Below are 23,019 nucleotides of genomic sequence, written 5' to 3'. Positions count from 1 at the left end.
AATAGAGATGCAGTGCCGGCCTCTTCTTTCCATGGAACGACTCGCTCTGGGCAGCAGCGCAAATCAGTGCGATTTGTTGTGCTGCCCGGGTGTACGGACGCCGCCCGCAGTATAAGAACTGTCAGGCAGCTTTTTTCACCATATAAGCCGTTATATCCAGTGATAAAACTCGGTAAAAATCCGTTTAGCACCACTAATCTCTCAAACATGGCGATAACGACCGCACAACCACCTGAAACATTCGGAAACAAGTAGTGATTTATAAATCAAGGACTTAGCGCACGACCACAGAATGCGCGGCCAGAGACTTGGCGCCCGCAGGCGAAAGGGCCGGTCAGGCACCGCGTGTACCTGTTCTGGATCAGACTTTGGATACCGTTGTCGCAGGCGGGGTTAAGCATGCGATCGCTGCGGCTGCGCGATTACAACCCAGTAATGCCGACAAGCCCGGATCCGCTCCCCGCAGAGACGACTCGCCCATGCCGAGTGAGCGACTGGCTTGGGTGAAGCTGTAATTTTGCTTGAGTACGAGGTCAGCGGCAGAGGGCTGAAGATGTCCAGGTGCTCTGGGCAGCGTTTCATGATTGGCCAGGGATGGAGGCTTTGGGTCGACTGGCCCTCCGGGGCAGGCTGCCACCCAGTTATCGTGAGACACTCTCTATTTGCTCAACACAGGAGAAGGCAGCGTGCTGAACATTGGAATTCTGGGTGTTGGCGAACTGACGGAGAAGATCGTTATTGGTTTGCGCCGAAGCGGGTTTTCCGGGAGGGTTTTGCTTTCACCGCGCAATAATGATCGTGCCCGAGAGCTATGCAGGCTCTGGGCCTGTGAGATTGCGCAGAACAACCAGGGTGTGGTCGATGACAGCGACCTGCTATTTCTGGGCGTGCGACCCGATGCTGTTGAGCAACTTGCCAATGAGGTACGACTCAAGCCCGAACAGACGCTGGTTTCACTCGTAGCGGGTATGAGTATCAGCGAGCTGGAACAAAGCTTTCCCAAAGCTCGGCACGTACGGGCGATGCTGTCCTATGCCGCTCAGATCAACCAATCAACTGTTGTCTTGACCCCAGGCGGCCAGCCTCATGAGCGCTTGCTCGGCGCCCTTGGATCATTGGTCGTGATCGACCAGGAGGACGCATTTGAGCTCGCCACCGTTGCGGCGTGCATGAACGGCTGGTTTTATTTCTTCCTCGGTGATCTTCAGGAGTGGTTTACCGGGAAGGGCCTCTCCCATGAACAGGCAGCACAGTTGGTGATGGGCAATATGCAGGATTGTCTGTCCAGTGCACGGCACCAACCTGACGTCAGCCTGGAAGTTCTGGGCGGTAGTATCGCAACACCTGGTACCTACACTTACGCCGGGTTAGAAAAGCTTCGAAAGAATGGGGCAATGCTGGCTTGGAGGGAGGCATGTGATGGGGTGTTCGCGCGCCTGAAAAAGGACGCTTAGCATCAGCGTTCGCTGATGCCTGCTCATGGCCGATAGTGTTGAAAAAGTTGCACCGCTCAAACTGCCCGGAAATCGACCCGTGAAAACTCCGTTTCTGCACGCGGCGACGAGAAAGCTGAGGCTGAGAGCCTCAGCCAAAAGTAAGGATTTCAATCTCGGATTGCATACGCCTCTGCCGTGGAACCCAAGGCCGACTTTACAACAGGATCGGCCGAAAGCAGCCTGACCGGACTACAAGACAGGTCGACACCACCCTCCCCTTGTAACAGGACTCCTACTTGTCGAAGCATTATGGTTATCCAGGATGGCAGCTTCGGGGATGACTAAAAGTTATCACTCAATCAGCAAGTGTCATTAGGCAGCAGCCTTTGGAAAAAATACAGTAACGCCCACGCGGTTTCTGAAGAACCGCCTACAACAATCGGGCAAAGTTCGGGTTACTTGGATAGCGCTGCCACCCGAGACGAAATTCACCAGCAGAAAGTAGACGATCAGGCGGTCCGACCCACAACCCTAAGATTTTTTCAGTGGGGGGGTTAAAGGTGGTCGCACGAAGGCAGACAAGGCCGGCGATCGTTCGGAATGTTTCTACAAGGGCACCTGTCGCTTTGCGCGTAAAGGCAGGTGCAGTGGCACTCTCATGCTCTGTGCAACACCTTAAAAACAATAACCAATAGGTGCACCATGACTGCTGAAACCCTCTCGACCGCGCAATCGCGGGTCGAATTGCTGGACGATGTCCTATACCGCAAAGTGAACTGGCGGATCATACCGCTGTTTATTATTTGTTTCCTGTTTGCTTACCTGGATCGCGTCAATATCAGCTTCGCCAAATTACAGATGCAAAGTGATTTGGGATTCAGCGACACCGTTTATGGTCTTGGCGCGAGCCTGTTTTTTGTCGGCTACTTTCTGTTTGAAGTACCGAGCAATATTCTGCTTCACAAGATCGGTGCCCGGGTCTGGATTGCGAGGATCATGGTGAGTTGGGGCATTGCCTCGGCGTGCATGATGTTTGTGAGCGACGAGTTCTGGTTCTATACCCTGCGTTTTCTTATTGGTGTAATGGAAGCAGGGTTTGTGCCGGGCGTACTGTACTACTTTACCCAGTGGTATCCAGGTAATCGCCGGGGTCGGGTCAATGCCTATTTCAAGAGCTCGATCTGCCTGTGCGGAATCGTCGGAGGCCCCTTGGCGGGCTTCATTCTGGGGCATTTCGACGGGATGTATGGCATGGCAGGGTGGAAGTGGCTGTTCCTGCTTGAAGGTTTGCCTTCGATAGTACTGGGCGTTGTGGTGCTGTGGCTGTTGAGTGACAAGATCGAAGATGCGTCGTGGCTAACGGCAGACGAAAAGCGCGTGCTGCTTGAGCGTATGGCGAGCGAGCCGAAACCTGATTCCTCCAGCCGCTTTTCGGATATCTGGAAGCACCCGGTCACCTACGTGATGTCGGCCATTTACCTTTGCCTGGTCATGGCCTTGACCGGCTTGTTGTTCTGGATGCCGCAATTGATCAAAAGCGCCGGGGTGGCGGATACCTTCGATATTGGCTTGTTGACTATGATCCCGTATCTGATCGCGGCGGTAGGAAACCTGCTGATTGGCAGCAGCTCGGACAAACGTGGCGAACGTCGCTGGCATATGGCCGGTTGCGCGTCATTGACTGCTGGGGGTTATTTACTCTGCGCTTGGTTTCCTGGTCAGCTGTTGCCCCTGATGGCTGGGATGAGCATGATTCTCACCGGGATCATTGCCTGGATGCCGATTTTCTGGACCATTCCACCGCGTTTTCTCACCGGGCTGGCGGCCGCAGCCGGGATCGCCTTGATCAACTCATTGGGCCAATTGGGCGGAATTATCGCCCCCTTCATGGTAGGGCGGATCAAAGACCTGACGGGTAGTGCAACGCCTGCCCTGTACATGCTCAGTGCCGTCTGTGTACTGGCCACTGTACTGGTGATCTGGGGGATCCCTGCCCGCTACTACCAAGTTAAGCAATGAGCCGTTCAATTGGGTTGGACCTGGAACCCCGCCTGCTGATTTGAGTCTCCAGTTTTCGGACCATGCACACAGAAGCCTTGTGCACTATTCCTGTGCCCCAGGCCGCAAACACAGGATGGAACTAACCGGCCTCGGACTGACTCAGCACAGTGCCGGTTGGACCTTTTACGTAATTGCATGGACTTCACTCCCAGCTGCTTCTGAAAGGCCGCTGTGAATACATTTGCGGGCCAGCTATTGGCCGCTTGCTGACTTCCATAACGCCGCCGGCGCCGGTGGTGGCTTGCACTCCTCCACTACCATTTGAGCCGATGGCGTCGAGCAGGACTGACAGCCGCAGGTCAGCAGTAGCAAGGCGATCACGCAGGCGTGCCTGTTGGGTTTGTTCATCGCTCAGGGCTCGGTCAACTTCTTCAGCCCTCACTCGTACTGCGCAGCTTCGTGATATCAGGCCAAAGGCTGCGTCGGGAGTTGCAGATATTTCGGAGGCGAGCGCGCTTCTTGGGAACTCAAAAGAATGGATTACGGAACGGGTTTACCGGCGTATCGGAGCAGTCGCCAAGCCCGCAAAGTGAAGTAGTTATGCAACACTTCACTTTCCTGCGGCCAATAAAAAACCCCGCAGACCAAGATCTGCGGGGCTTTCGAATGTGGAGGCCGAAGCCGGAATCGAACCGGCGTGGGCGGATTTGCAATCCGCTGCATAACCATTTTGCTATTCGGCCAATTGTGCGTGACGCTTCATGAGAAACATCAAATACAAAGGTTGCTGCTGCGATTTTATCGCTACAAGCATTTGATTCTTCAGCGATTCAGGTTGTTGCCCCGAGCTGATGGCGCGCATTATGTACTAGAAGATCGAAGCTGGCAACCCCCTGAATTCTAATAATTTTTAGTTAATTGACCAGCCCTCGCCATGGCTCGCCCGACGCCTGCGCTCATATCACTACGTTACGGATAAAGCGCACAACCACGTCGCCTTCGTTTCTGTAGGAGTGCGGTTTGTTGCTGGCGTACATGTAGAACTCTCCAGCGCTGAAACATAATGCCTGTTCGCTTATGACCAGGGTCAAACACCCTTCGAATACGTACAACTGTTCACTCCAACCCTCGGCATCGGCTTGGGACTGGTATTCCTCGCCCGGTTCCAGCGTCCATTCCCACAGCTCTACTTCTCTTGAAGCTACAGCCTTGGCTAATAACACGGCCTTGCTTCCCGGGGCGGTACCTGTCCAGGCCACTTCATTGATGCGGCTCGGGTCGGCAGAGCCCGGCGCCTGGATCAAGTCGCTGAAAGCAACATTGAGCGCTTCGGCGACCCGGTCCAGGGTGCTGAGGCTGACGTTCTTTTCGCCCGCCTCTATAGCTACCAGCATCCGCCGACTTACTCCCGACAACTCGGCCAGTGCACTTTGGCTGAGGTGTGCGACCAGCCTCAGGCGCCGGACGTTCTGGCTGACGTGTTGTAACACCGACGCACGTTGTGAATTTTCTTTGGGCACTATATTGCTCACCTTGTGGGACTGCGCAGTATACTGCTCAGCTTTGACGCATTGTGCGTCTCTCTTCCGGCAGCGTGCAAGGCTATGACAACGTTGAAACCTTCAAAATTGATGTCTTTGACCTCCCGTTTCAGCAAGGCCGAATGTGTGCTGGTGCTGATTACCATGGTTTGGGGCGTCACTTTTCTATTAGTGCAGCATGCACTGACGTCCAGCGGACCGATGTTTTTTGTGGGGCTGCGCTTTGCTGCCGCAGCGCTGATTGTTTCTCTGTTTTCAATTCGCAGTCTGCGCGGCATTACCCTGTTTGAACTCAAGGCCGGGGTGTTTATCGGGGTGTCTATCATGCTCGGTTATGGCTTGCAGACCATTGGCCTGCAGACTATTCCCAGTAGTCAGTCGGCTTTTATTACAGCGTTGTATGTACCTTTCGTACCGCTGCTGCAGTGGTTGGTGCTGGGACGCCGACCCGGGCTGATGCCAAGTCTGGGTATTGTCCTGGCGTTCACCGGGCTGATGCTGCTGTCAGGCCCGAGCGGTGCGTCCCTTGACTTCAGCCCTGGCGAGATCGCGACACTGATCAGCGCCATCGCCATAGCGGCAGAAATAATCCTGATCAGCGCCTATGCTGGCAAAGTCGATGTTCGACGGGTCACGGTGGTGCAACTCAGTACTGCGTCGATTCTGGCTTTCCTGATGACTATTCCTACCGGTGAGACCGCTCCCGATTTCTCATGGCTTTTGTTAGCCAGCGCCATAGGCTTGGGCGCTGCAAGTGCGGTAATTCAGGTAGCAATGAACTGGGCCCAGAAGAGCGTTTCCCCCACCCGCGCCACGCTCATTTATGCAGGTGAACCGGTGTGGGCCGGCATCGCCGGACGTCTGGCCGGGGAGCGTTTGCCGGGTATCGCCTTGTTGGGTGCGGTATTGATTGTTGCAGCGGTGATCGTCAGTGAGTTAAAAACAAAGGGTAAAGCGCCCGACCCGTTGGAAGACAAGCAAGGCAATGAAGCATGCGACTGAAGCGCACGCGCTGATACTGAAAGCAAAGACTCACACTCTGGAGTGTTCATACAGGGAAGATGCCGCGCCGCGCCACTTGCGTTTGCACACATTTTGTAGGATTCATCTACAGCTTCTTTGTTGGTGATATACAAGTCGCCACGTATGATCGCTCACAAACTCCTGCAGATTAGAAGCCTATGTCCCTGATAGTTCTACTGCTTCTGCCATTTATCGGCAGCTGTCTGGCGGCTGTTTTGCCGCACAACGCACGTAACAGTGCATCACTGCTGGCCGGTCTGATAGCTCTGATCGGTACCATTCAAGTAGCCCTGCTCTATCCGCAAATTGCCCATGGCGGGGTGATTCGCGAAGAGTTCATGTGGCTGCCCAGTCTCGGCCTGAATTTTGTGCTGCGGCTGGACGGTTTCGCCTGGCTGTTCTCGATTCTGGTGCTGGGCATCGGCACGCTGGTGTCGCTGTACGCCCGTTATTACATGTCACCCGAAGACCCGGTGCCGCGCTTCTTTGCTTTTTTCCTGGCGTTCATGGGCGCCATGCTCGGCCTGGTGGTGTCCGGCAACCTGATCCAGATGGTGTTTTTCTGGGAGCTCACCAGCCTCTTCTCTTTCTTGCTGATTGGATATTGGCACCACCGCTCAGATGCCCGACGCGGCGCCTATATGGCGCTGATGGTTACCGGTGCGGGCGGATTGTGCTTGCTGGCGGGGGTCATGCTGCTTGGCCATGTCGTCGGCAGCTACGATCTGGATGCAGTGCTGGTCGCCGGCGACAAGATTCGCGCCCACAGCCTGTATCCCGTTCTGCTCCCGCTTATCCTGATCGGCGCCCTGAGTAAAAGTGCGCAATTCCCGTTTCACTTCTGGCTGCCCCACGCGATGGCAGCACCCACTCCGGTTTCGGCTTATCTGCACTCGGCAACCATGGTCAAGGCCGGGGTGTTCCTGCTCGCCCGGCTCTGGCCCTCCCTGTCGGGCAGTGAAGAGTGGTTCTGGATTGTCAGCGGCGCCGGGGCCTGCACCCTGGTGCTGGGCGCCTACTGCGCGATGTTTCAAAACGACCTTAAAGGCTTGCTGGCCTATTCAACCATCAGCCACCTTGGCCTGATTACCCTGCTGCTGGGCCTCAACAGCCCACTGGCGGCGGTCGCTGCGGTGTTCCACATTCTCAACCATGCGACCTTCAAGGCGTCGCTGTTCATGGCGGCAGGCATCATCGACCACGAAAGTGGTACTCGGGATATTCGCAAGCTCAGCGGCCTGTTCAGACTCATGCCCTATACCGCGACCCTGGCCATGGTGGCCAGCGCCTCGATGGCAGGTGTACCACTGCTTAACGGGTTTCTGTCCAAAGAGATGTTCTTCGCCGAAACCGTGTTCATCAACTCCACGGCCTGGGTTGAGATTGCCCTGCCCGTAATCGCAACCATCGCCGGTACATTCAGCGTGGCCTATGCCCTGCGCTTTACCGTTGATGTGTTTTTCGGTCCGCCTCCCACCGACCTGCCCCTGACTCCCCACGAGCCGCCACGCTGGATGCGGGCCCCGGTGGAGCTGCTGGTGTTCACCTGTCTGATGGTCGGGATCTTCCCGGCACAAACCGTCGGCCCGTTGCTGGCGGCTGCCGCGCAACCGGTGGTGGGCGGCGAACTGCCTGAATACAGCCTGGCGATCTGGCACGGCCTGAATGCACCGATGATCATGAGCTTGATCGCAATGTCCTGCGGCATCCTGCTGTATGTGGTACTGCGTAAACAGCTCAAACTCGGCCGTTATCCGCTGCCGCCGCTAATCACGTATTTCAATGGCAAGCGTTTCTTCGAGCGCTGCCTGGTGGTGATCATGCGCTGGGCGCGCCGCATTGAGCGACGCATCAGCACTCAGCGCCTGCAAACCCAGCTGTTCGTGTTGATTCTGGCTGCCGTGATCGCGGGCCTGATTCCGATGCTCTACAGCGGCCTGAGCTGGGGCGACCGGCCGAAAATACCGGGGTCGACTGTATTCGTGACCCTCTGGCTGCTGGCAATAGCCTGCGCCCTGGGCGCCGCCTGGCAAGCCAAATATCACCGTCTGGCAGCCCTGACCATGGTCAGCGTGTGCGGCCTGATGACCTGTGTGACCTTTGTCTGGTTCTCCGCACCTGACTTGGCGCTGACCCAGCTGGTTGTCGAAGTGGTCACCACGGTCCTTATCCTGCTCGGGTTGCGCTGGTTGCCGCGGCGGATAGAAGAAGTCTCGCCACTACCGGGGACATTGCGCAAAGCGCAGATCCGCCGTTTGCGTGACTTGCTGCTGTCGGCCGCAGTCGGCGGCGGTATGGCCGTGCTGTCCTACGCCATGCTCACCCGCCAGACCCCGAACGACACATCGTCTTTCTACCTGAGCCGGGCTTTGCCGGATGGCGGCGGAAGCAATGTGGTGAATGTGATGCTGGTGGATTTCCGGGGCTTCGACACCCTGGGTGAAATCACCGTGCTGGCAGCCGTGGCACTCACTGTTTTTGCCCTGCTGCGTCGCTTCCGCCCGCCCAAAGAGAGCATGCAGCTGCCTTCCCAGCAGCGTCTGCTGGCCAAGGACGTAATGACCGATCTGGTCAACCCGCGCAGTGCCAGCGACACCGCCCTGGGCTTCATGATGGTGCCCGCGGTGCTGGTGCGCCTGCTGTTGCCGATTGCCTTCGTGGTGTCGATGTATCTGTTCATGCGCGGCCACAACCAGCCGGGCGGCGGCTTTGTTGCCGGCCTGGTGATGTCCGTGGCGTTCATCTTGCAATACATGGTGGCAGGCACCCAGTGGGTCGAGGCGCAAATGAGCCTGCGGCCGCTGCGCTGGATGGGCACCGGCCTGTTGTGCGCCACCCTCACCGGGCTCGGCGCAATTCCTCTGGGCTATCCGTTCCTGACCACCCACACGGCACACTTCAGCTTGCCGCTGCTGGGTGACATCCATATCGCCAGCGCCCTGTTCTTTGATATCGGCGTTTATGCCGTCGTGGTCGGCGCCACGCTGCTGATCCTCACGGCACTGGCTCACCAGTCGGTCCGGGCCCATCGCCCGAGCAATCAGCCTGCCTCTCAACCCGCCACTCAACCCAGGACGGGAGCTGCCTGATGGAAGAAGTCATCGCTATCGCAATCGGCGTACTCGCAGCGTCCGGAACCTGGCTGGTGCTGCGCCCGCGGACCTTCCAGGTGGTCATGGGCCTGTGCCTGCTGTCGTACGGGGTCAACCTGTTCATTTTCAGCATGGGCAGCCTGTTTATCGGCAAGGAGCCGGTGATCAAGGACGGCGTGCCCCAGGACCTGCTCAACTACACAGACCCGTTGCCTCAGGCCCTGGTACTCACCGCAATCGTCATCAGCTTTGCCATGACCGCCCTGTTTCTGGTGGTCTTGCTGGCCTCCCGGGGCCTGACCGGTACCGACCACGTCGATGGCCGGGAGCCTAAAGAATGAATTTGATGCCGCATCTGATCGTCGCGCCCATTCTGTTACCGCTGCTCACCGCAGCCTGCATGCTGTTGCTGGGAGAAAAACGCCGCCCGCTCAAAGCCCGGATCAACCTGATCTCGACTTTTATGGGCCTGGGCATCTCCGTGCTGTTGTTGTTATGGACCCAGCAGCAACCGCTGCCGTCAGCGATTGGCGTGTACCTGCCCAGCAACTGGCAAGTACCGTTCGGGATCGCCCTGGTGGTTGATCGCCTGTCGGCGCTGATGCTGGTGTTGACCGGCATCATCGCCAGCTGCGCGCTGCTGTTCGCCATGGCCCGCTGGGACCGCGCCGGGGCCAGCTTCCACGCACTGTTCCAGATCCAGCTGATGGGCCTGTACGGCGCCTTCCTGACCGCCGACATCTTCAACCTGTTCGTGTTTTTCGAAGTATTGCTGGCCGCCTCCTACGGACTGATGCTCCACGGCTCCGGCAAGGCCCGGGTGTCTGCGGGCCTGCACTACATCTCGATCAACCTGCTGGCGTCATCCCTGTTCCTGATCGGTGCGGCATTGATTTATGGCGTCACCGGCACCCTGAACATGGCCGATCTGGCGCTGAAAATCCCGCTGGTGCCCGAGGCAGACCGCGGCTTGCTGCATGCCGGCGCCGCCATTCTGGCCATCGCCTTTCTGGCCAAGGCCGGCATGTGGCCGCTGAACTTCTGGCTGGTTCCGGCCTACTCGGCAGCTAGCGCCCCGGTCGCCGCCCTGTTCGCGATCATGACCAAAGTCGGCATTTACACGGTTCTGCGCTTGTGGACCCTGCTGTTTTCCGGTCAGGCCGGAGCGTCGGCCTACTTTGCCGGTGACTGGCTGATATACGGCGGCATGGCGACCATCGTCTGTGCAGCCATTGCCATACTGGCCGCCCAACGCCTTGAGCGGATGGCCAGCCTGAGCATTCTGGTGTCGGCGGGCATCCTGCTGTCGGCCGTGGGTTTCGCCCAACCCAACCTGACCGCTGCCGCGCTGTTCTATCTGGTCAGCTCCTCCCTTGCCTTGTGCGCCTTGTTCCTGCTGGCCGAGCTGATCGAACGCTCGCGCTCCTCCAACGAGATGCTGCTTGAGGACGATGCCGGGCAACTGCCCGCCCTGATGGAGTCGTTGAATCCGCCGCGGGGCACCAATCTGGATGACGAGCAAAAAGCCGTGGTCGGCCAAATCATTCCCTGGACCATGGCCTTCCTGGGCCTGAGCTTTATCGCCTGCGCCCTGTTGATTATCGGCATGCCGCCGCTGTCCGGGTTCATCGGCAAGCTCGGCCTGCTCAATGCCCTGCTTAACCCGGCGGGCCTGGGCAACACCGCTGACGCTCCAGTATCGACCGCTGCCTGGGGCCTGTTTGCGCTGCTGATCTTCTCGGGTCTGGCCTCTTTGATTGCCTTCGCGCGCATGGGTATCCAGCGCTTCTGGACACCCATCGAGCGCCCGTCGCCGCTGCTGCGTCGCTTCGAATACCTGCCCATCGTGTTGTTGATCGGACTCTGTGTGGTCCTGACGTTCAAGGCCGAGCCCGTATTGCGTTATACCCATGATGCCGCTGACACCCTGAACAATCCCGAGCGCTATGTGATGGCCGTTATCGGCACCCGCCCGGTACCCGGCCCCGAAGCCAAAGCGGCGCTACAGGAGGTACAACCATGAAGCGCCTGTTTCCGGCTCCCTGGCTGTCACTTGCGCTGTGGCTGCTGTGGCTGGTGCTCAACCTGTCATTGAGCGCCGGCAATCTGCTGCTTGGTGCTGCGCTGGGCTTTCTGGCCCCGTTGATGTTCGCGCCCCTGCGGCCGCTGCCCATCCATATTCGCCGGCCCGGCGTGGTCATCAAGCTGTTCTTTGTGGTGGGCCGCGATGTGGTGGCATCCAATATCGCAGTCGCCCGGGGCGTGCTCATGGCCGGCAAGAAACCGCCCCGCTCACGCTTCATCAAGATCCCCCTGGATCTGCGCGATGCCAACGGCCTGGCCGCCTTGTCGATGATTACCACCGTGGTGCCCGGCACTATCTGGTCGGAGCTGGCGCTGGACCGCAGCGTACTGCTGCTGCATGTGTTCGACCTGGATGACGAAGCGCAGTTTATCCGGCATTTCAAAGACACCTACGAACGCCCCCTGATGGAGATCTTTGAATGAGTGCCCTGCTCTCCAATGCCATCCTCACCAGCCTGTTCCTGTTCAGCCTGGCGATGGTCCTGACCGTGATCCGGCTGTTCAAGGGGCCGTCGGCCCAGGACCGGGTTCTGGCGCTGGACTACCTGTATATCCTCGCCATGCTGGTGATGCTGGTACTGGGTATCCGTTATGCCAGTGACACCTACTTTGAGGGCGCACTGCTGATTGCCCTGTTCGGCTTTGTCGGCTCTTTTGCACTGGCCAAATTCCTGCTGCGTGGCGAGGTGATCGAATGAATTCAGTCAGCGAGTTATCGCTCTGGATCGAAATACCGGTGGCAGTGCTGCTGGTTCTGAGCAGCCTGTTTGCCTTGTGCGGTGCTATCGGGCTGCTGCGCCTGAAAGACTTTTTCCAGCGCATGCACCCGCCGGCACTGGCCTCGACCCTGGGCGCGTGGTGCGTGGCACTGGCGTCGATCCTGTACTTCTCGGCACTCAAATCGACACCGGTGCTGCACGCCTGGCTGATCCCGATTTTGCTGGCGATTACCGTACCGGTGACCACCTTGCTGCTGGCGCGCACCTCGCTGTTCCGCAAGCGCATAGCGGGCGAAGATGTACCGCCCGAAGTCAGCAGTGGCGGACGCAGCGAAGGCGGAAACTAACCCGGGCCTGGGGGAGTGAGCTTGTCTCGCGATGTTTTGGGCGTCGCGAAGAAGAGCTCGCGAGCAAGCTCGCTCCTACAGGCAAGCTCGCTCCTACAGGTGAGCTCGCTTCTGCTTACATCCAGCCCAGCCAGCTCCAGTAGGTTGCGCCAAACAGCAGCATCAGCAAATAACCCACCGCCGTGACGATCAGCCCGACCTTGGCGAATTGTTTGGCGGTGAAGGTTTGCGTGCCCAGGCACACCATGTTTTGCGGAGCGTTGATCGGCAGGATAAACCCGTAGCTGACCACAAAGCCCAGAAGCATGGTCATGCCCAACCGGTTGAATTCACCCGGCAAGGTTTGCAGCACCGCAATCAGAATCGGCAGCAAGGCCGAGGTCAACGCAGTCGCACTGGCAAACCCCAGGTGAATCAAAATCAGGAACGCCCCCAGAATCGCAAAGATCCCCAGCGGCCCCACTTGATCCAGCCCGGTGTGGTTCACCACCTGCGCCCCCAGCCATTGCCCGGCCTGGGTGGTGAGCAAGGCGGTACCAAGACTGATCCCGACCCCGAACACAATCACCGTGCCCCAGGGGATTCGCGACTGCACGTCTTTCCAGGTCATCACTCCAAAACGCGGCAACAGCAAAAACACCAACCCGGCGTAGGTGGTCGAGGTGGTGTCGAAACTGTGCAGCTTGCCTTCGGTGGCCCAAGCCAGCAGCAAGGCCACAGATACCGCCATCAGACGTTTCTGTGGCCCGGTCATCGGCCCCAGTTCGGCCAGGGACTTTTCGACCGCTTCTTTGCCGCCGGGAATGCTGTCGCTTTCGGGAGGCAGCAACTTGAGCACCACAAACAGCAACACCCCCGACATGATGATGGCCCAGGGCGCCCCGGCAATCAGCCAGTCGAGCCAGTTCACCCGCGCGCCCAGCATCTTGTCCATAAAACCCACGGTCAGCAGGTTCTGCGCTGCTGCGGTTTGAATCCCGACGTTCCAGATACTGGTGCCCTGGGCCACCACAATCATGATTCCTGCTGCGATATTCGAGCGCTTGTCCACGCCAAACGCCAAGATCACCCCCATCATGATCGGCACCACACAAGCGCTGCGGGCCGTGGCGCTGGGTACCACCAGGCTGAGCAGGATGGTGACCGCAATCGCCCCCAGCAGGATGCGTCGGGTGCTGGTACCGATACGTGACAGGGTGACCAGGGCAATACGCCGGTCCAGCCCGGTATGGGTCATGGCCGCCGCGATAAACAGCGCACCGGCCACCAGCGCCAGCGCGGCATTGGAGAAACCGGTCAGGGCCATGGTGATGCCGGCAGAAGTGCCGTAAAGCTGCGACGGGTCTTGCAGGGTGGGCGCCATGCCAATCAGAAACGCCATCAGCGACGTGATCATGATGGCGCTGGCTTCATAGGACACCGCCTCGGTGATCCACACCACCACGGCAAACGCCAGAATCGCCAGCATGCGGTGGCCGGCAACCGGTAGATCGGCAGGCAATGGCAGCAGCAAAATACCTATCATCACCAGGACCGCAATCACCAGGCCTATGGGCAGTTTTGCTTTCGCCGTTACAGGCTCCGGGGTGGTTGCAGGGGCATTCATGGCCAGTTCCTTATGCTTGAAGTCCTGTGCAGCATAGGCCCGTGGCGCAAGGGAGGTGTTGATGCTTGTCAGCTGTATCTATATGCAGGATGCAGGAGCGAGCTTTTGGGTCGTAACGACCAAGAGCTCGCGAGCAAGCTCGCTCCTACGGGGTTTGGGTGTGCGGGGTATTACTGCGCCAGTGCGCGCAATCTGGCCAGTTCTTCGGCAGCCATCGGGATCCCTTCGCCCACCGATTTGGCGCGCTCGATAAAGCGCCGGTCACCCGGCATGCGCTCAAGACCCACGGCATGCATCTGGCGCACCAGTTCTGCGCTGCGCTGGGCGAAGCTGTTACCGCCGGACTTGGTCGGGTCGATGACGATCAACAGTTGTCCGGTCCAGGGGGTTTGCGCACCGGGGTGTTGCTTCCAGTCGAACTCGAACGAGAAGTTGCCGCCGGTCAACGCTGCCGCCAGCAGTTCGACCATCATCGACAGCGCCGAACCTTTATGCCCGCCGAAGGGCAGCAAGGCACCTCCGTCCAGAATCTCTTTCGGGTTTTGCGTCGGCTCGCCATGCTTGTCCACCCCCATGCCGGCCGGCAGGCTGTGGTCCTTGCGCGCGGCAATTTGTACATCGCCGTGGGCAATGGCACTGGTGGCCAGGTCAAAGACGATCGGGTGGCCGCCGGCACAGGGGGCGGCGAAGGCAATGGGGTTGGTACCGAACAGCGGCTTTTGCGCACCATGGGGCACCACGCAGGTCATGCTGTTGACCACGCTCAATGCCACCAGGCCTTCTTCGGCAAACGGCTCGACATCGGGCCAGAGCGCCGCAAAGTGATGGGAGTTGCGGATCGCCAGCACTGCAATCCCGGCACTGCGGGCCTTTTCCACCAGCAATTCACGCGCCGCTGCCAACGCCGGCTGGGCAAAGCCGTTGGCCGCATCCACGCGGATAAAGCCCGAGGCCACGTCTTCAACCTGCGGCACGGCCTGGCCGTCGACCCAGTTACTTGCCAGGGAAGCCAGGTAACCCGGGATACGGAACACACCGTGGCTGTAGGAACCGTCGCGCTGAGCCCGGGCGCAGTTGTCTGCCAATACCTGCGCCACGGCCCGGGAGGTGCCGTGACGCTCAAAGATCTGTTGCAGCAAGGCGGTCAGTTCGCTGAGGTTCAGCGACTCCATAGCCTGGGACGAGGTAGCGGGCTGGGACATTCTGGCGCTCCAATCTAGTTATTTTTATGCTCGGCCAACTATCCTGCGATGACAGTTATCTGTCAATTCTTGACTTAATGACAGAAAACATTCACTTTCTGCAACGCGCTGAAACAACAACAACAGGAAAGCAGCCGTGAGCCAGTCGATTAAACAACGCCTAGAAAGCAGTCTGTCAACCGCCGCCCCTTCGGGCCGGGCGATTGCCAGTTATATGCTGGCCAATCTTTACGAGCTGCCGTTTCAGACCGCTGCCGACATTGCCGCCAGGCTGGGTGTCAGCGAGTCCAGTGTCGGGCGCTTTTGCCGCGCGCTGGGCTACAGCCATTTCAAAGACCTGAAGAACGATCTCAAGGACGACCTGGGCGACGGCCCGTGGCTGGTGGGTGATCGTCTGCAGGAATTCCGCCAGCAATCGAGCCAGGGCCCCCAAGGCTTACCGCGCAGCTTTGAGCTGGAAGTCGGCGCCCTGGTCAAGGTTTACGAATACAGCCTAACCCCGCAATGGCAAGCCGTAAGCCAGCGCCTGGCCACCCGGCGCAAGGTGTTCGTGGCCGGGTTCCAGACCGAACGCGGGATCGCCGCGTCCATGGTGCATTTGCTGCAATACCTGCGCGATGGCGTGCAACTGGTGGACGGCGCCGCCGGGCATTACGCCGACGTGCTGCTGTGCCCACCCGAGGACTGCGCCCTGGTGGTATTCGAGGCCCGGCGCTATTCGCGCCACGCCCAACTGTTATGCCGCAAGGCGCGCGAGGCTGGCATTGCCGTCACCCTGGTGACCGACACTTTTTGCGACTGGGCCGAGCAGAACGCCGACGAAGTGTTTCGTGTACCGACCGAATTCAATCTGTTCTGGGAATCCACCGCAGCCATGCTGTCGCTGGTGCACCTGCTGATCAACGAAGTGTGCAAACAACTGGGGCCGGACGTGGAGAAGCGTCTTGAGGCTACCGCGGCCTTACACAATGAGTTCGTGGGCTACACATCCTCACCCGGATCAAAACAATAAAACGAGGTGCTAGATGAAACACGTCATTCGCTTTGCCAGTGCATGTGCAATGGTTGTCGCCTTCGCGTCCAACGCCCAGGCCGACAAACTGACAATCGCCACGGAAGGCGCCTACCCTCCGTTTAACTACGTTGACTCCGACAACAAGCTGCACGGCTTTGACGTCGATATCACCGAAGAAGTGTGCAAGCGCATGGGCGCCGAGTGCACCATCGTGGCCCAGGACTGGGACGGGATCATCGCCGGCCTGATGGCGAAGAAATACGACGCCATTGTCGCGTCCATGATCGTCAACGAAGAGCGCAAAAAGAAGATCGCGTTCACCAATCACTACTACCGCACTCCGCTGTCCATTGCCGTGCCCAAAGACTCTGACATCACCGATGCCCAGTCCGACTTCGCCGGTAAAACCGTAGGTGCCCAGAGCGCCGCCACCCAAAGCATCTATGCCGAAGAGCACTACAAAAAGGCTGATCTGAAGCTGTATCCAACCCTGGATGAAGCCAACAGCGAGCTGGAAAACGAACGGGTCGATGTGGTGATTGCCGACAAATTCCCGCTGCTGGAGTGGGTCAATAAAACCGGCAAGGACTGCTGCAAAATCATTGGTGACGTCAACGGCACCATGGCCGATGCCTCGATTGCGGTACGCAAGGAAGACAACGCCCTGCGTGAGCGCTTCAACAAGGCGCTGGACGAGATCGTTGCCGACGGCACCTATAAAAAGATCTCCAGCAAGTACTTCGACTTCGACATTTACTGAGTCGCCCGCCCTCGGTTGAGGGCCTCCCTGCCAATGACCCGGCCCTGCGCACCTGGCGTGCGCGGCGGCTGAATTTCGGCCCTTTTTTTGCCCGGGGATTCGAGCATGCTCGATCAACTCTCACTTCTTTCCTTCGCCAGTGGCGGCTGGGGCTCGGCGCTGCTTGCCGGCTCGCTGGTCACCATTGCCTTGGCCCTGAGCTGCCTGCCCATCGGTTTACCGCTGGGCCTGATCGTGGCCGTGGCGGCCCGTTCCAAAAATCGCTGGATGCGGGCCTGGGCAACAACCTTCTCTACGGTATTCCGTGGCCTGCCGGAACTGCTGACGCTGCTGATCATTTATTACGGCTGCCAGATCGCCGCGCAAAAGATCCTCGCCCTGATGGGCTACGACGCACAGTTCACGATCAATACCTTTGTCGCGGCGATGATTGCGTTCAGCCTGGTATTTGCCGCGTTTTCCAGCGAGATCTGGCTAGGGGCATTCAAGACCATTCCCAAGGGCCAATTCGAAGCGGCCTCGGCGCTGGGCCTGTCGAAGTTCACCACCTTTCGCAAAGTGGTGCTGCCACAACTGGCGCGCATCGCCCTGCCCGGCCTGTCGAACAACTGGCTGTCGCTGCTTAAGGACACGTCCCTGGTGTCGACCATCGCCCTGGTGGACCTGATGCGCCAGACCAACCTGGCGGTCAGCGTCACCAAGGACCCGATGCTGTTTTACACCGTGGCCTGCTTCATCTACCTGTTTTTCTCGGCGATTTCCGGGCGTCTGTTTGCCTTTCTTGAGCGCCACTTCAACCGCCATATACGGAGCGTGCAGCCATGAGCCTGGCGGAACTGCAAAACATGTTTCTCAGCCCCGAGCTGCTGGAACGCTACGGCCCGCGCTTTATCGACGGGCTGCTGGTGACCACCAAGCTGGTGGCGATTTCCTTCACCCTGGGCGCGGTGCTCGGCCTGCTGATTGCTCTGGGCCGCTTGTCCGGCAACCGCTTCCTGCGCAGTTTTACCGGCGCCTATGTGTACTTCTTTCGCGGTTCACCGCTGCTGGCACAGCTGTTCCTGCTGTATTACGGCCTGGGATCGTTCAAGGGTTTCTGGCAAGACGTCGGCCTGTGGTGGTTTTTCCGCGATGCCTGGTTCTGCACCCTGCTGGCCTTCACCCTGAACACAGCGGCCTATCAGGCCGAGATTCTGCGCGGCAGCATTCTGTCGGTAGCCCAGGGCCAGCGTGAAGCCAGCAAGGCACTGAACCTGTCGCGCTGGACCACCTTTCGCAAAATCATCCTGCCGCAATCGCTGCTGGTGGCCATCGGCCCGCTGGGCAATGAATTGATCCTGATGATCAAGGCCAGTGCCATCGCCTCGCTGGTCACCATTTACGACTTGATGGGGGTCACCAAGATGGTGTTCTCCCGCAGTTTCGACTTCCAGGTCTATCTCTGGGCCGCCGTGCTGTACCTGGTGATCGTGGAAATCGTGCGCCGAAGCCTGAAATTCATCGAAGGCCGTCTCGGACGGCATTTGCAGTAAACCCATTTTTCGGGCTGCAAATACGGCCCTCGTCTCAAGGATTTGTTTATGCATTGCGACACTATCGTTCTGGGGGCCGGCATCGTCGGCGTCAGTACCGCGTTGCAACTCCAGGCACGCGGGCGCAGCGTGGTGCTGCTCGACCGCGCCCAACCGGGTAGCGGCACCAGTCATGGCAACGCCGGGCTGATCGAGCGCGCCAGTGTTATCCCTTACTCGTTCCCGCGGGAAATCACCCGCCTGCTGCGCTATGGCCTCAATCAGCAATCGGACGTGCGCTACAGCCTCAGACACCTGCCCAAAGCCGGGCCGTGGCTGATGAAATACTGGCAGCAGTCGGGCAGCAAGGGGCTGGCCCATGCCACCCGGGCCATGCTGCCGCTGATTGAACAATGTGTCAGCGAACATGATCTGCTGGCCGAGCCGGCGGGCATGGGTCATCTGATCCAGGACAGCGGCTGGATCGAGGTTTACCGCACCGCGGACGACTTCGCCAAGGCCCAGCGTGATGCCGCCGATTTGAGCGAGTTCAAGCTCAACTATCGGGTACTGGACCAGCAACAGGTGCACGCGCTGGAACCCGGCCTGCATACCGATGTGATCGGTGGCATTCACTGGCTCGACCCCAAGACCGTCAGCGATCCGGGCGGCCTGACCCGGGGCTATGCCGAACTCTTTATCAAGCGCGGCGGCACCTTTGTGACCGGCGATGCCACCAGCCTGCGGCAAACGGCCGGGCAATGGCAGGTCGAGAGCAACAAAGGCCTGATCATCGGCAATGAAGTGGTGATTGCACTCGGACCGCAAGCCCGGGAAATTTTCCAGCCGCTGGGCTACCGGATTCCCCTGGCGATCAAGCGCGGCTACCACATGCATTACGCCGCCAAGGACGGCCACACCATGCAGCATCCGATTCTCGACTCGGTGGGCGGTTATGTCCTGGCCCCCATGGTGGGTGGTATTCGCCTGACCACAGGGATCGAATTTGCAGACAGTGATGACCCGATCAACGAAATCCAGCTACGCCGTTGCGAAGAGCGTGCCCAACGCCTGTATCCGCTGGGTCAGCGGGTGGACGCCGAACCCTGGCTCGGCCGCCGCCCCTGCCTGCCGGACATGTGCCCGGTGATTGGTCCCGGCAGCCGGCATAAAGGTTTGTGGTTCAACTTTGGCCATGCCCACCACGGCCTGACACTGGGCCCGGTCAGCGGCCGCCTGCTGGCAGAGATGATGACCGGCCAGACCCCGTTCACCGACCCGACGCCCTACAGCGCCGAGCGCTTTAACTGATCACTGGAGACGCACCATGCACGCTCAACCTGCTTACGTTCATAATCCTGTGTCGCCAGTCACTGACACCCGCAAGGTGGTGGTGGATATCGCCGGTCTGAACAAGTACTACAGCGCCTTTCATGTACTCAAAGGCATCGACCTTAAAGTGCACGAAGGCGAGCGGATCGTACTGTGCGGGCCATCGGGTTCGGGCAAGTCGACCCTGATCCGCTGCATCAACCGCCTGGAGATCGCCGAGCAAGGGCGGATTCTGGTGAACAGCACCGACCTGTCCCAGGCCACGCGCGAAGCCGCCCAGGTGCGCAGCGAAATCGGCATGGTGTTCCAGCACTTCAACCTGTTCCCGCACATGAGTGTGCTGGACAACTGCATTCTGGCGCCGATGTCGGTGCGCGGCCTGTCGCGCAAGAAGGCGGTTGAACTGGCGCAGCACTTTCTGGAGAAGGTGGGCATTGCCATTCAGGCCAACAAATACCCGAGCCAGCTGTCGGGCGGCCAGCAGCAGCGCGTAGCGATTGCCCGGGCACTGTGCATGGAGCCGAAAATCATGTTGTTTGATGAACCGACTTCGGCGCTGGACCCGGAAATGGTCAGCGAAGTGCTGGATGTGATGGTCAAACTGGCGGGCAGCGGCATGACCATGCTCTGTGTCACCCACGAAATGGGCTTTGCCCGCCAGGTGGCCGAGCGGGTGCTGTTTCTGGATGGCGGCATGATCATCGAAGATTCACCGCCCGAAGACTTCTTCAACGCCCCGAAAAGCCCGCGGGCCAAAGCCTTTCTTGCACAGATAGTGCACTGACAGACAATTGCCTGTTCTTCTGTGGGAGCGAGCCCTGTGCGTTGCAACGCTCGCGAGCAAGCCAGCTGACAGCACATAAAGCGGGCCCGCTCCCGCTGTAGGAGCGAGCTTGCCTCGCGATACCGACAACCTGCTCATTCAGATGCACCGCAGCGATGTCATCGCGAGGCAAGCTCGCTCCTACCCTACAGCTGTGCGGCCAGACGCGAGCCCTGTGCGTTGCAACGCTCGCGAGCAAGCCAGCTGACAGCACATAAAGTGAACCCGCTCCCGCTGTAGGAGCGAGCTTGCCTCGCGATACCGACGACCCGCTCATTCAGATGCACCGCAGCGATGTCAGTGCGAGGCAAGCTCGCTCCTACCCTACAGCTGTGCGGCCAGACGCGAGCCCTGGTTGATGGCGCGCTTGGCATCCAGCTCGGCCGCAACATCGGCACCACCAATCAAATGCACGTTCTGCCCGGCGGCAATCAGGCCGTCCTGCAGCTCGCGTAACGGGTCCTGACCGGCGCAGATGACGATGTTGTCCACCGGCAGCACTTGGGGCTCGCCTTCGCCAATCCGGATATGCAAACCGTCGTTGTCGATGCTCAGGTATTCAACGCTGTTGAGCATTTGCACCTGTTTGTTCTTCAGGCCGGTGCGGTGAATCCAGCCGGTGGTCTTGCCCAGACCGTCGCCCACTTTGCTCGCCTTGCGTTGCAGCAGAAACACCTGACGCGCCGGGGCATGCACCTCGGGCTTGATCCCCGCAACGCCGCCCCGGGCCTCCAGCCGGGTATCGATGCCCCACTCTTTCCAGAACGCTTCGCGATCCAGACTGGTGGCAACCCCTTGTTGCACCAGGAACTCGGACACGTCAAAACCAATGCCACCGGCGCCGATCACGGCAACCCTGGCGCCCACCGGCTTGCGCTGAAGAATCACATCCAGGTAGCTCAGTACCTTGGGGTTGTCGATGCCCGGTATGGCCGGGGTGCGCGGAGCAATCCCGGTAGCCAGTATGATTTCGTCAAAACCGCCTGCCAGTAATTGCGCTACGTCGACACGAGTGTTCAGGCAAACCTCAACCCCGGTGGTCTGCAGCTTGCGACCGAAGTAGCGCAGGGTTTCGAAGAATTCTTCCTTGCCCGGTACACGCTTGGCCACGTTGAACTGGCCACCAATCTCGCTGGCCGAATCGAACAGTGTCACTTGATGCCCGCGCTCGGCAGCCACGGTCGCTGCCGAAAGCCCCGCAGGCCCGGCACCGACCACGGCGATTTTCTTCACCGCAATGGTTGGCAGGTAGTTGAGCTCGGTTTCGTGACAGGCTCGGGGGTTGACCAGGCAGCTGGTGAGCTTGCCGCCAAAGGTGTGGTCCAGGCACGCCTGGTTGCAGCCGATGCAGGTGTTGATTTCATCGCTGCGGCCAGCAGCAGCCTTGTTGACGAACTCGGGGTCGGCGAGGAACGGTCGCGCCATGGACACGATGTCGGCGTCGCCGTCAGCCAGAATCTGTTCGGCAATTTCCGGAGTGTTGATGCGGTTGGTGGTAATCAGCGGCACGTTGACCGAACCACGCAACTTGGCGGTCACTTTGCTGAAGGCACCACGGGGCACTTTGGTGGCAATGGTCGGAATGCGCGCTTCGTGCCAGCCAATTCCGGTGTTGATCAAGGTCGCACCGGCCTGTTCGACAGCCTTGGCCAGTTGCACGATCTCGGACCAGACACTGCCTTCAGCAACCAGATCGAGCATCGACAGGCGATAGATAATGATGAAGTTCGGCCCCACCGCTTCGCGCACCCGGCGCACGATTTCCACCGCCAAACGCATGCGGTTTTCATAGCAACCGCCCCAGCGGTCGGTGCGATGGTTGGTGTGCGCGGCGAGGAACTGGTTGATGAAGTAGCCTTCGGAACCCATGATTTCAACGCCGTCATAGTCGGCGCTTTGAGCCAGCCTGGCGCAGGTCACGAAGTCGCTGATCTGCTTCTCGATGCCTTCTTCATCCAGTTCTTTGGGGGTGAACGGGTTGATCGGCGCCTTGATTGCGCTCGGAGCCACCTGACGGGGGCTGTAGGCATAACGCCCGGCATGGAGGATCTGCAGGCAGATCTTGCCGCCCGCATCGTGCACCGCCCGGGTCACCACCAAATGCTTTTCTGCCTCTTCGGCGGTACTCAGCTTGGCCGCGCCACTGTACACGCCGCCTTCGTCGTTGGGGGCAATGCCGCCCGTGACCATCAAGCCGACCCCGCCTTTGGCACGCTCGGCAAAATAGGCCGCCATGCGCTCAAAGCCACCGGGTTTTTCTTCAAGGCCGGTGTGCATGGAGCCCATCAGGCTGCGGTTGCGCAAGGTGGTAAAACCCAGATCCAGCGGGGCCATCAAATGCGGGTAGTGAGAGGCAGTCATCGGCGAGCTCCACAACAGGATAAATCACGGAACGCGGGATGCTCTGTGGCTCCCGTCGTTTATGCCAGCCACAGTAAAGATACCTGCGGGGTCACTCAATGACTCAAAGTGACAAATTGCTAACCTAAATGCGCAGCCCCCCTTGGCAAGCCGGGACCAGCACCC

The 23,019-nt window shown here is 59.3% G+C and carries 19 protein-coding genes, 1 tRNA gene and 1 pseudogene; 16 read left to right on the top strand and 5 right to left on the bottom strand.

Translation table 11 applies throughout. The annotated features are described in order from the left end of the window. Window positions 1-686: 686 nt before the first annotated feature. From WG29040_RS15125 to WG29040_RS24560, 3 genes and pseudogenes are all read left to right on the top strand, one after another. A complete protein-coding gene (locus tag WG29040_RS15125) occupies window positions 687-1,454 on the top strand; it encodes an NAD(P)-binding domain-containing protein (RefSeq protein WP_127196454.1) in 768 nt (255 codons plus the stop codon). Window positions 1,455-2,138: 684 nt separating this feature from the next. Then, window positions 2,139-3,455, top strand: a complete 1,317-nt coding sequence (locus WG29040_RS15120; protein WP_127196453.1) for an MFS transporter — start codon at window positions 2,139-2,141, stop codon at window positions 3,453-3,455. Window positions 3,456-3,889: 434 nt separating this feature from the next. Continuing rightward, a pseudogene (locus WG29040_RS24560) lies at window positions 3,890-4,030 on the top strand (integrase); the annotation flags it as partial. Between the two features lie 76 nt (window positions 4,031-4,106). Here WG29040_RS24560 and WG29040_RS15105 read toward each other — a convergent pair. Together WG29040_RS15105 and WG29040_RS15100 are read right to left on the bottom strand one after the other, a co-directional pair. Continuing rightward, a tRNA-Cys gene (locus WG29040_RS15105) sits at window positions 4,107-4,180 on the bottom strand. Between the two features lie 213 nt (window positions 4,181-4,393). Next, window positions 4,394-4,957 carry a helix-turn-helix domain-containing protein gene (locus WG29040_RS15100; RefSeq protein ID WP_127196452.1) on the bottom strand — a complete coding sequence of 188 codons (564 nt, stop codon included), beginning with the start codon at window positions 4,955-4,957 and terminating at the stop codon, window positions 4,394-4,396. Window positions 4,958-5,068: 111 nt separating this feature from the next. Between WG29040_RS15100 and WG29040_RS15095 the strand changes: the two genes are divergently transcribed. The 7 genes from WG29040_RS15095 to WG29040_RS15065 all read left to right on the top strand — a co-directional run bounded on the left by WG29040_RS15095 (window position 5,069) and on the right by WG29040_RS15065 (window position 12,244). Next, entirely contained in the window at window positions 5,069-5,980 is a 912-nt protein-coding gene (locus WG29040_RS15095; protein ID WP_235972475.1) for a DMT family transporter, read from the top strand. 179 nt (window positions 5,981-6,159) lie between these two features. Continuing rightward, window positions 6,160-9,090, top strand: a complete 2,931-nt coding sequence (locus WG29040_RS15090) for a monovalent cation/H+ antiporter subunit A (RefSeq protein WP_127196450.1) — start codon at window positions 6,160-6,162, stop codon at window positions 9,088-9,090. Beyond that, the gene (locus tag WG29040_RS15085) at window positions 9,090-9,434 is read left to right on the top strand and encodes a Na+/H+ antiporter subunit C (RefSeq protein WP_003446102.1); all 345 of its coding nucleotides are present in this window, start codon (window positions 9,090-9,092) and stop codon (window positions 9,432-9,434) included. Before WG29040_RS15090 ends, WG29040_RS15085 begins: the two co-directional genes overlap by 1 nt. Next, window positions 9,431-11,116 (top strand): monovalent cation/H+ antiporter subunit D, encoded by a 1,686-nt coding sequence (locus WG29040_RS15080; protein ID WP_003446105.1) that lies wholly within the window; start codon window positions 9,431-9,433, stop codon window positions 11,114-11,116. The genes WG29040_RS15085 and WG29040_RS15080 overlap by 4 nt, the downstream gene beginning before the upstream one ends. Further along, window positions 11,113-11,601, top strand: coding sequence for a Na+/H+ antiporter subunit E (locus tag WG29040_RS15075; RefSeq protein ID WP_003446107.1), 489 nt, complete (start codon window positions 11,113-11,115; stop codon window positions 11,599-11,601). The genes WG29040_RS15080 and WG29040_RS15075 overlap by 4 nt, the downstream gene beginning before the upstream one ends. Continuing rightward, window positions 11,598-11,876 (top strand): K+/H+ antiporter subunit F, encoded by a 279-nt coding sequence (locus tag WG29040_RS15070; RefSeq protein WP_003446108.1) that lies wholly within the window; start codon window positions 11,598-11,600, stop codon window positions 11,874-11,876. Before WG29040_RS15075 ends, WG29040_RS15070 begins: the two co-directional genes overlap by 4 nt. After that, window positions 11,873-12,244: a Na+/H+ antiporter subunit G gene (locus WG29040_RS15065; protein ID WP_003446109.1), complete on the top strand. Its 372-nt coding sequence runs from the start codon at window positions 11,873-11,875 to the stop codon at window positions 12,242-12,244. The genes WG29040_RS15070 and WG29040_RS15065 overlap by 4 nt, the downstream gene beginning before the upstream one ends. 115 nt (window positions 12,245-12,359) lie before the next feature. Here the strand turns inward: WG29040_RS15065 and WG29040_RS15060 are convergent, their stop codons facing one another. Continuing rightward, window positions 12,360-13,850: a DASS family sodium-coupled anion symporter gene (locus WG29040_RS15060; protein ID WP_127196449.1), complete on the bottom strand. Its 1,491-nt coding sequence runs from the start codon at window positions 13,848-13,850 to the stop codon at window positions 12,360-12,362. A gap of 170 nt (window positions 13,851-14,020) precedes the next feature. Beyond that, window positions 14,021-15,052: an Ldh family oxidoreductase gene (locus WG29040_RS15055; RefSeq protein ID WP_003446114.1), complete on the bottom strand. Its 1,032-nt coding sequence runs from the start codon at window positions 15,050-15,052 to the stop codon at window positions 14,021-14,023. Window positions 15,053-15,188: 136 nt separating this feature from the next. Here WG29040_RS15055 and WG29040_RS15050 point away from each other — a divergent pair, with 136 nt between their 5' ends. The 6 genes from WG29040_RS15050 to WG29040_RS15025 all read left to right on the top strand — a co-directional run bounded on the left by WG29040_RS15050 (window position 15,189) and on the right by WG29040_RS15025 (window position 20,454). Continuing rightward, window positions 15,189-16,064 (top strand): MurR/RpiR family transcriptional regulator, encoded by an 876-nt coding sequence (locus WG29040_RS15050; protein ID WP_010656909.1) that lies wholly within the window; start codon window positions 15,189-15,191, stop codon window positions 16,062-16,064. A gap of 13 nt (window positions 16,065-16,077) precedes the next feature. After that, window positions 16,078-16,827, top strand: a complete 750-nt coding sequence (locus WG29040_RS15045) for a transporter substrate-binding domain-containing protein (RefSeq protein ID WP_003446117.1) — start codon at window positions 16,078-16,080, stop codon at window positions 16,825-16,827. A gap of 105 nt (window positions 16,828-16,932) precedes the next feature. Beyond that, a complete protein-coding gene (locus WG29040_RS15040) occupies window positions 16,933-17,652 on the top strand; it encodes an ABC transporter permease (protein WP_010656910.1) in 720 nt (239 codons plus the stop codon). Beyond that, window positions 17,649-18,359 (top strand): ABC transporter permease, encoded by a 711-nt coding sequence (locus tag WG29040_RS15035; protein ID WP_003446120.1) that lies wholly within the window; start codon window positions 17,649-17,651, stop codon window positions 18,357-18,359. Before WG29040_RS15040 ends, WG29040_RS15035 begins: the two co-directional genes overlap by 4 nt. 48 nt (window positions 18,360-18,407) lie before the next feature. Beyond that, on the top strand, window positions 18,408-19,649 hold the full coding sequence (locus WG29040_RS15030) for an FAD-binding oxidoreductase (protein WP_003446121.1): 1,242 nt from the start codon (window positions 18,408-18,410) through the stop codon (window positions 19,647-19,649). A gap of 79 nt (window positions 19,650-19,728) precedes the next feature. Then, window positions 19,729-20,454 carry an amino acid ABC transporter ATP-binding protein gene (locus WG29040_RS15025; protein ID WP_127196492.1) on the top strand — a complete coding sequence of 242 codons (726 nt, stop codon included), beginning with the start codon at window positions 19,729-19,731 and terminating at the stop codon, window positions 20,452-20,454. 363 nt (window positions 20,455-20,817) lie between these two features. On the opposite strand, the gene WG29040_RS15020 is transcribed toward WG29040_RS15025, so the two are convergent. After that, window positions 20,818-22,854, bottom strand: coding sequence for an NADPH-dependent 2,4-dienoyl-CoA reductase (locus WG29040_RS15020; protein WP_127196448.1), 2,037 nt, complete (start codon window positions 22,852-22,854; stop codon window positions 20,818-20,820). Window positions 22,855-23,019 lie beyond the last annotated feature (165 nt).

Source organism: Pseudomonas sp. PAMC 29040 (assembly GCF_003994535.1).
GTDB lineage: Bacteria > Pseudomonadota > Gammaproteobacteria > Pseudomonadales > Pseudomonadaceae > Aquipseudomonas > Aquipseudomonas paraversuta.
This window is presented reverse-complemented; position numbering and strand designations above follow the sequence as displayed.